The organism is Bradyrhizobium sp. AS23.2 (assembly GCF_001908185.1).
GTDB lineage: Bacteria > Pseudomonadota > Alphaproteobacteria > Rhizobiales > Xanthobacteraceae > Bradyrhizobium.
On sequence record NZ_LGHM01000148.1, the window covers coordinates 72,351 to 80,647 of the forward strand.

At 64.7% G+C, this 8,297-nt stretch carries 9 protein-coding genes; 5 read left to right on the forward strand and 4 right to left on the reverse strand.

Features of this window, described 5'->3' with window-relative positions; genetic code table 11:
* The first annotated feature begins 3 nt into the window (after window positions 1-3).
* Complete coding sequence (locus AC630_RS29840; RefSeq protein WP_074122047.1) at window positions 4-2,031, forward strand: acetyl/propionyl/methylcrotonyl-CoA carboxylase subunit alpha; 2,028 nt, start codon at window positions 4-6, stop codon at window positions 2,029-2,031.
* Window positions 2,032-2,035: 4 nt separating this feature from the next.
* Window positions 2,036-2,947: a hydroxymethylglutaryl-CoA lyase gene (locus AC630_RS29845; RefSeq protein ID WP_074122048.1), complete on the forward strand. Its 912-nt coding sequence runs from the start codon at window positions 2,036-2,038 to the stop codon at window positions 2,945-2,947.
* A gap of 212 nt (window positions 2,948-3,159) precedes the next feature.
* Here the strand turns inward: AC630_RS29845 and AC630_RS29850 are convergent, their stop codons facing one another.
* From AC630_RS29850 to AC630_RS29860, 3 genes are read right to left on the reverse strand one after another with little or no spacing between them, the layout of a single operon-like run.
* Window positions 3,160-4,518, reverse strand: coding sequence for a TRAP transporter large permease (locus AC630_RS29850; RefSeq protein ID WP_074122050.1), 1,359 nt, complete (start codon window positions 4,516-4,518; stop codon window positions 3,160-3,162).
* Complete coding sequence (locus AC630_RS29855) at window positions 4,515-5,069, reverse strand: TRAP transporter small permease (RefSeq protein WP_074122052.1); 555 nt, start codon at window positions 5,067-5,069, stop codon at window positions 4,515-4,517. Before AC630_RS29855 ends, AC630_RS29850 begins: the two co-directional genes overlap by 4 nt.
* Window positions 5,066-6,088 (reverse strand): TRAP transporter substrate-binding protein, encoded by a 1,023-nt coding sequence (locus AC630_RS29860; RefSeq protein ID WP_074122054.1) that lies wholly within the window; start codon window positions 6,086-6,088, stop codon window positions 5,066-5,068. The genes AC630_RS29855 and AC630_RS29860 overlap by 4 nt, the downstream gene beginning before the upstream one ends.
* Before the next feature lie 318 nt (window positions 6,089-6,406).
* Between AC630_RS29860 and AC630_RS29865 the strand changes: the two genes are divergently transcribed.
* Window positions 6,407-6,649, forward strand: a complete 243-nt coding sequence (locus AC630_RS29865; protein WP_074122055.1) for a pentapeptide MXKDX repeat protein — start codon at window positions 6,407-6,409, stop codon at window positions 6,647-6,649.
* Window positions 6,650-6,772: 123 nt separating this feature from the next.
* Here the strand turns inward: AC630_RS29865 and AC630_RS29870 are convergent, their stop codons facing one another.
* Entirely contained in the window at window positions 6,773-7,120 is a 348-nt protein-coding gene (locus AC630_RS29870; protein ID WP_074122057.1) for a DUF6481 family protein, read from the reverse strand.
* Window positions 7,121-7,385: 265 nt separating this feature from the next.
* On the opposite strand from AC630_RS29870, the gene AC630_RS29875 reads away from it, so the two are divergent.
* Window positions 7,386-7,622 (forward strand): hypothetical protein, encoded by a 237-nt coding sequence (locus AC630_RS29875; RefSeq protein ID WP_074122059.1) that lies wholly within the window; start codon window positions 7,386-7,388, stop codon window positions 7,620-7,622.
* A gap of 76 nt (window positions 7,623-7,698) precedes the next feature.
* Entirely contained in the window at window positions 7,699-7,947 is a 249-nt protein-coding gene (locus tag AC630_RS29880) for a hypothetical protein (RefSeq protein ID WP_074122060.1), read from the forward strand.
* The last annotated feature ends 350 nt before the right edge of the window (window positions 7,948-8,297 follow it).

Sequence of the window (8,297 nt, forward strand, 5' to 3'; positions counted from 1 at the left end):
GCGATGGACCGCTCAAAGCTCTACCGGCGTTTTCGCACGCTCCTGATCGCCAACCGTGGCGAGATCGCCTGCCGCGTCATCCGCACCGCGCGCGCCATGGGCCTGCGCACAGTTGCCGTCTACTCCGAGGCCGACCGCGACGCGATGCATGTCGCGCTCGCCGACGAAGCCGTGCTGCTCGGCCCCGCGCGGGCGCGCGACAGCTATCTGAACGTTGAGCGGCTGATCGAGGCGGCACGAAAGACCGGCGCTGAAGCCGTGCACCCCGGCTACGGCTTCCTGTCGGAGAATGCCGAGTTCGCGCACGCTTGCCTCGATGCGGGGCTCGTCTTCGTCGGCCCGACCGCCGGGATGATGACGGCGATGGGCTCGAAATCCGGCTCCAAGGCACTGATGGAGAAGGCAGGCGTACCGCTGGTGCCCGGCTATCACGGCGAAGCCCAGGACGAGGCGACACTGGCGAAAGCGGCCGAGGAGATCGGCTTCCCCATCCTGGTGAAAGCGTCCGCCGGCGGCGGCGGCCGCGGCATGCGCATCGTGCGCTCGGCGGCTGAACTTGTCCCTGCAATCGTCAGTGCCAAGCGCGAGGCCAAGGCGGCGTTCGGCGACGACACCATGCTGATTGAGAAATACGTCGACAATCCTCGGCATATCGAGGTGCAGATCATCGGCGATAGCCACGGCAATCTGCTGTCGCTGTTCGAGCGCGAATGCACGCTGCAGCGCCGGCACCAGAAGGTGATCGAGGAAGCGCCGTCGCCGACGCTGAATGCCGCACAGCGCGAAATGGTTTGCGCCGCCGCGCGAAAAGCGGCGGGGGCCGTGAACTATGTTGGCGCAGGTACGATCGAGTTCGTCTCCGACGGCAAGGACGTGTTCTTCATCGAGATGAATACGCGGCTCCAGGTCGAGCATCCCGTGACGGAGCTGATCACGGGCATCGACCTCGTCGAATGGCAGCTACGCGTCGCCTTCGGCGAGGCGCTGCCCCTGAAGCAGGACGAAATCCGCCTCAACGGCCACGCGGTCGAGGCGCGCGTCTATGCCGAGAACCCGACCAAGAACTTCATGCCGGCGGTCGGAAAGATCTCGACCTGGCGGTTGCCCGCGGAGACCGGAGGCTTGCGCATCGACGCCGGCTATCGTGAGGGCGACAGCGTCTCGCCGTACTACGACGCGATGCTGGCCAAGATGATCGCCTGGGCGCCGACACGGGATGTCGCCATCGAGCGGCTGAACCGCGGGTTGGAGGATTCGGACGTTCGCGGCATCGTCACCAACATCCCGTTCCTGTCGGCGCTGATGACGCATCCGAAGGTGCGGGCGAATGCGATCGACACCGGCTTCATCGAGCGCGAGCTCGCGGTCCTGACCGCGGCGGCGCCGGCGCCCGGCGAGCTCGAGCTCTGCGCGGCGGTGGCCGCGATCGTCAATCAGGAGCGGCAGGCCGCGCAGGCAGAGACGCATTCGCCATGGCAAACCTTCGGCTGGATGCCGGTCGGCCGCCGCCAGCGTAGTTTTACCTTCCGCGCCGGTCATGGTGTCGGTCATGGTGTCGGTCACGGGCCCGAGCAGAAGATCACGCTGAACTATGGCAGCGGGCCGTCGACGCTGGTGATCGACGAACGCGAACTGGCGTTCGCGATTGCGCCGAAGGATGGCGGTTTCGACCTGACGCTTGATGGCGTCAAATCGTCAGTCGCGGCCGTGATCGATGGCCATGAGCTTTACCTGCGTACACGCAACGGTCGGTTCGACTTGCACTGGGTCGACCCGTTCGGCGGCGAAAGCGAGGAGCAGGCCGGCGAGGACAAGATCGCGGCGCCGCTGCCGGGCACTGTCGTCGCCGTGCTGGCGGAGGAGGGCGCCAAGCTCGACAAGGGCGCGCCGATCCTCACCCTGGAAGTGATGAAGATGGAGCAGACGTTGCGCGCGCCCTATGCCGGCGTGCTGAAGTCCATCAAATGCAAGGTCGGCGACATCGTGCAGGAGGGCGTCGAGCTCGCCGTGGTCGAGCCGTCGGGAGAGTGACGATATGAGCGACCAGGTCCGTATCATCGAAATGGGGCCGCGCGACGGCCTTCAGAACGAGAAGACGCCGGTCAGCGTCGAGGCCCGCATCGCCTTCGTCGAGGCGCTGGTCGCGGCCGGGCTTCATACGGTCGAAGTCGGCGCTTTCGTCTCGCCCAAGGCGATCCCGCAGATGGCGAGCTCGGATGCCGTGCTGCGCGGCGTGAGCCACGTGAAGGACGCCGAATTCCACGTGCTGGTGCCGAACGAGAAGGGCTATGACGCCGCGCGCGCGGCAGGCGCGAAGGTAGTCTCGGTGTTCGCTGCGGCGTCCGAAGGGTTTTCACGGGCCAACATCAACTGCTCGGTCGCGGAGTCCATCGAGCGGTTCAGACCGGTGCTGACGCGCGCGAAGGCCGACGGAGTGCCGGTGCGCGGCTATATCTCCTGCGTGCTGGGCTGTCCGTTCGACGGCGAGATCAAGCCGAAGGCCGTGGCCGATCTCGCCAAGACATTGTGGGATCTCGGCTGCTACGAGATCTCGCTTGGCGACACCATCGGTGTCGGGACGCCCGCCAAAGCGAAGGAGATGTTGCGCGCGGTTGCCGCCAACATTCCCGCCGCCAAGCTCGCGATGCATTTCCACGACACCTACGGCCAGGCGCTCGCCAATCTCTATGCGGGGATGGAGGAGGGCGTCCGTGTCATCGATGCCGCCGCCGGCGGCCTCGGCGGCTGCCCCTACGCGCCGGGCGCCACCGGCAATGTCGCGACCGAGGATGTCGTCTACATGCTCGAAGGTATGGGCGTCAGGACCGGCATCGACATGGACAGGCTTTTGGCGGCCACGAACGAGATGAGCGGCGTGCTGGGCAAGCTGCCCGTGAGTCGGGTGGCGACGGCGCTGAACGCGAAGAAGACGCGGGCGACTTCCTAATTCTCCGTCATTGCGAGCGCAGCGAAGCAATCCAGAATCTCTCCGCGGAAAGACCCTAGATTGCTTCGTCGCTTTGCTCCTCGCAATGACGACGGAAGCAACCTTTCGTAGGGTGGGCAAAGGCGCGTAGCGCCGTGCCCACCATCTCTCAACGTAATTTGGAATGGTGGGCACGCTTCGCTTTACCCACCCTACGGCAGTTGCGATTGCCTCTACCTACTCCCGTCCGGCCCCATCACCAGGTCCGGCAGCCAGGTCGAGATTTCCGGCACGAAGCAGAGCAGCAGCACTGCGGCCATCATCAGCAGCACGAACGGCAGCGTGCCCCAGATCACCTCGCTTAAGGGGATGTCGGGCGCGACGTTGCGGATGACGAAGATGTTGAGGCCAACCGGCGGGTGGATAAGCCCCATCTCCATCACGATGGTCATGACCACGCCGAACCAGATGATGTCGAAATTGGCAGCGCGGAGCGGCGGCAGGATGATCGGCGCCGTCATCAGGATGATCGAGACCGGCGGCAGGAAGAAGCCGAGCACGACGACCATGACGAGGATCGCGAACAACAGGCCCCAGCGCGGCAGGTGCATCGCGACGACGGATTCGGCGGCCGATTGCGAGATGTGCAGATAGCTCATCACGTAGGAGTAGAGCAGCGACATGCCGATGATCATCATCAGCATGGTCGATTCCCGGATCGTGGATTTCATGATGGGGCCGAGATCGCTCGGCCGCCACACGCTGTAGATCGCGGCGATCAGCGCCAGCGCCAGCAGCCCGCCGAGGCCGGCGGTCTCCGACGGCGTGGCGTAGCCGCCATAGAGCGCGATCATGACGCCGGTGAGCAGCAGCACGAACGGGATCACGCGCGGCAGCACGCTGAAACGTTCGGCGAGCGTGTACTCGTCGCGGGTCAGGATCGCGGCCTCCGGGCCGCCTTTCTCGTAGATCGCTTCGGCCGCGGCATATTCCCGGCGGAAGCGGATCACGGCATAGGCGCCGAACAGCGAGACCAGGAGCAGGCCCGGCCCGATGCCGGCGAGGAAGAGCCGGCCGAGCGACTTTTCCGCGGCGACCGCGAACAGGATCATGGTGATCGAAGGCGGCAGCAGAATGCCGAGCGTGCCGCCCGCGGCGATGATGCCGGCGGCAAAACCGCCGGAATAGCCACGCTTGCGCATCTCCGGGATGCCTGCCGATCCGATCGCCGAGCAGGTCGCGGGCGAGGAGCCCGCCATCGCCGCGAACAGCGCGCAGGCGAACACGTTGGCGACGCCGAGGCCGCCGGGAACGCGATGTAGCCAGGCGTGCAGGGCCGAATAGAGATCCTGCCCGGCGCGCGACTTGCCGATCGCCGCACCTTTCAGGATGAAGAGCGGGATCGACAACAGCGTGATCGAGGCCATTTCCTCGTAAACGTTCTGCGTCACCGTATCGAGCGATGCGGCGGGCATGTAGATGCCCATGAACACGACCGCGACCGCGCCGAGGGCAAAAGCAATGGGCATGCCCGAGAACATCACGAGCAGCGTTGCGATGCCGTAGGCAAGGCCAATACCGAAAACGCTCATGGCTGCCTGGCTCGGGTGAAAGGCAGCGCAAGCTGCACGAGGATCTGGACACAGAGCAGGCTCATGCCGAGCGCCATCAGCGAATAGGGAATGGCGAGCGGCGGCGACCACATCGAGTTCGAGACCTGGCCGTCGACATAGGCCTCGTGGGCCAGCGTCCAGGATTTCCAGGTGAAGAAGGCGCAGAACAGAAACGTCGCGGCATCGACGAGCCAGAGCCGGACCTTGTTCGCGAACGGCGACAGCAGGCCGACGAAGGCCTCGATGCCGATGTGACCGCGGTTCTGCTGCACATAGGCCGCGGTCATGAAGGTCGCGCCGACCAGGAGGAACACGGCGGCTTCGTCCTGCCAGTAATTGGCGGCCTTGAACAGCGCGCGGCTGAGCACGCTGTAGCTCAGGATCGCGCAGGCCGCGACCAGCGCGAACGCTGCGAACACCACGATGATGCTGTTGAGGATGGCGAGACCCCGATCGAGCGCCGCCGCAAGGCCCTGGCCTGCGACAGCGCTGTTCTGGGCGTCACGATCCGGAACCGGACCGTGCATCATGCCGCGACGTCGGAGGCGAGCTTGAGCAGGTTCGCCGCGGTCGCGGTCTTGGCGCCGTAATCCTTCCACGCGGTGTCGCGGGCGATGTCGCGCCACTTGCCGACGGTCGCTGCATCGAGCGCAGAGACCTTGGCCCCGGCCTTCTCGTAGACCTTGGCGACCTCGACGTCGTCGTCCTGGGCGCCCTTGCGGCCGAAGGCCTCGAGCTCGGTTCCGACCGCGAGCAGGATGTCCTGATGGTTCTTCGGCAGCTTGTCGAAGATCGCCTTCGACATCATCAGCGGCTCGAGCATGAACCAGTAGGAGGCGCCCGCGCCCGAGGTCAGCGACTTCGCGACCTCTTCGAGGCGGAACGAGATCAGGCTGGTGGAGGAGGTGATGCCGGCATCGCAGGCGCCGGTCTGCATCGCGGCGTAGATTTCGTTCGACGGGACCGACAGCACCGATGCGCCTGCGGTCTGCAGCACCATGTCCATCTCGCGCGATCCGCCGCGCACCTTCAGGCCCTTGGCATCTTCGGGCGCCACGATCGCTTTGGAGCGGCTGGCAACGCCGCCGGCCTGCCAGACCCAGCTGAGCAGGATGATGCCCTTCTCGGCGAGGAAGTCGGTCAGCGCCTTGCCGACCGGTTCCTTCTTCCAGCGCATGCCCTGGTCGTAGGTGGTCACGAGGCCGGGCATCAGGCCGATATTGGTTTCCGGCAATTCGCCGCCGGCGTAGGGCATCGGATAGAGGCTGATGTCGAGCGCGCCCTTGCGCATCGCGGAGAACTGCGCGTTGGTCTTGATCAGCGAGGAGTTCGGATAGATCTCAGCAGTGATGTCGCCATTGCTGCGCTTGGCCACTTCAGCGGCGAACATGCGACAGAGCCGGTCGCGGAAATCGCCCTTGTCGATGGTGCCGCCCGGGAATTGATGCGAGATCTTCAGCGTGGTCGCGGCGTGCGCGGTACCGGTGCCGAAGCGGAGAATGGCGGGTGCGGCGACTGCGGTCGCGATCAGTTGGCGGCGCGTGAACATGGATTGATCCCCTTGCACGGTTCTTGTTTCGTTTGATTTGGGTGGGTCGTTGAGACTGGCGCGGAGGCCCATCCTAGCCGGTCTTCCACCCGATGTTCTCTCATCTGATAGTTCGAGACCGGACGCCGCAGCAAGTGTCGGCCTTGCTGCGCTGCACACTCCAGGTTCCCGTCGCATGCGCGCATTCTCTAGCGAACGATGGCAACCGGCGCGCTCGAATTTTATCGACGGCCGCGTAACAACTTCGGCTGGCGATCCGTCGAGACTGGTTAGCGGCATCAGTCGCTGACCAACGTCATCTCGAAGGGAAGATTGCTCATGACCATTCGCAACCGCATCGTGCTCGGCACTTCGGTCGCCGCGCTCTCGCTGGGCCTCGCGCTTTCGCCTGCCGCCTTTGCTCAGGACAAGATGGGCAAGGACGACGGCATGATGAAGAAGGACACGATGTCCAAGGACGGCATGAAGAAGGAAACCATGTCCAAGGACGACGGCATGAAGAAGGACCACATGTCGAAGGACGGGATGAAGAAAGACGATGGGATGATGAAGAAGAACTGATCTTCAGTTGTCGTCGCAGCGTTTGCGACAGGCAGACTCGCGCGCAAAAGCCCGAGGGCGGTCACGTGGACCGCCCCGGACTGATGTCTCAGTTCAAATTCAATTGAACGTTACTTGTGAACGTTACTTGCGCTTGGCCTTGCGGGCAGCATAGCGGGCGTCGCGCTTGGCCTTTTGCTCGGCCTCGAGCGCTGCCAGCTTTTCGGCGGCTTCCTCGGCCTCGCGTGCGATCCGTGCCGCTTCAGCGACCTTGGCCTCTTCCTCGAGGCGCTTCTGCTCGGCCTTTTCGGCCTCGCGCGTGGCCTTGGCCTCGGCGCGCTTGGCCGCGAGGGCCTCGCGCTCGGCGCGACGGGCCGCGACCGCGGGATCGTCGTGCCCGGGCTGCGACTTGAACTTGTTCAAAAGATTTTTGCGGGCGTCCTGTGCCGCCTTCTGCCGGTCTGCGTACCCGGGTTCCCTGAATCCACTCATCGACGAGCCTTGTCTTCCTCGCTTTCAATACTACATCAGTGCCTGTTGGTACGTCGGCTGGGCATAGCAGGCGCCACGCGACGCACATGCGTGTACATCGCCGTGCGTCGCGAAGCCACCCATAATCGCAGCCGATCAGGTACCCGAAAATCGCCGCCCCGACGATCTCTCGTACCCCGAAAAAACTGCCGAATTGTGATGTCCCTCATAGGGGACCACGAGGGCGACGCCTAGCGTCAGGCCCGATACGAGACGGAGCACGGGCATGACGATCTTCCGACTGAGCCTGAAATCGCTCGCAATCACCTTCGCGGTCGCAGCCGTGGCCAGCGCCGCTCTGCTGCTCGGCCGTCCACAGCCGATCGAGAGTGCTGTTCTCGGTGCGGATTGGAAATGCACCCAGACCGCATTCGTGCTCACGACCTGCGCCCCGCGGGTCGATCACGCGATCCCGGCGGTCGAAACCTTGCGCAAGGATGCGATCCGAGCGTCCCGAGGCTGAACTGGAGAGCGTGCGCGGGATGTGACGCCGCGTCGCAGAGGTGGTAAAGCCGCCTCGGCCGCGCGACCAGATAGCCATGCCCAAGCCCGAGTCCAGACCCGAGTCCAAGCTCAAGTCCAAGCCCGAACCGGGCGAGGCGCCCAAATCCCCTGCGAAGCCTCAATCCGGTGACAACCGCCGCGGCGCGATCGCCGGCTTGATTATCGCTATTGTGATCCTCGGTGTGGGCTGGTGGCTCGCCCGCAACCTCACCGCCGCCAGCAAGATGCAGGACTGCCTGATGTCGGGGCGGACCAACTGCAACGTGATCGAGCCGGCCCGCTAGAAGAGGTCGAGCCGCGGTCCGCGCGGACGAAAAATTGCCGTGATCTTAAACATTTGTAACGGGACTTAGCCGACCAAAGCAGGTCAGTTATGTCAGCCGGCATCAGCCATGCGCGTCCGAATCGTCTATCGCGCAAGGAGCACGGCAATCGAGAGAGTAGGGGGTCAAGCACGCATGAGTGCGTCCAGCCGCATGAAGATCATCATTCCCTTGGTTTCGGCCATGTCACTGCTCGCCGTTTCGGTGCAGGCGCAGGACGCGTTGCCGCCGAGAGGCCCCGGCCCGTCGCCGGCAGGGCCCGGCGCGGGCGCGCCGCCCCCGACCAATCAGAACATGCGCAAGGGCCCGCC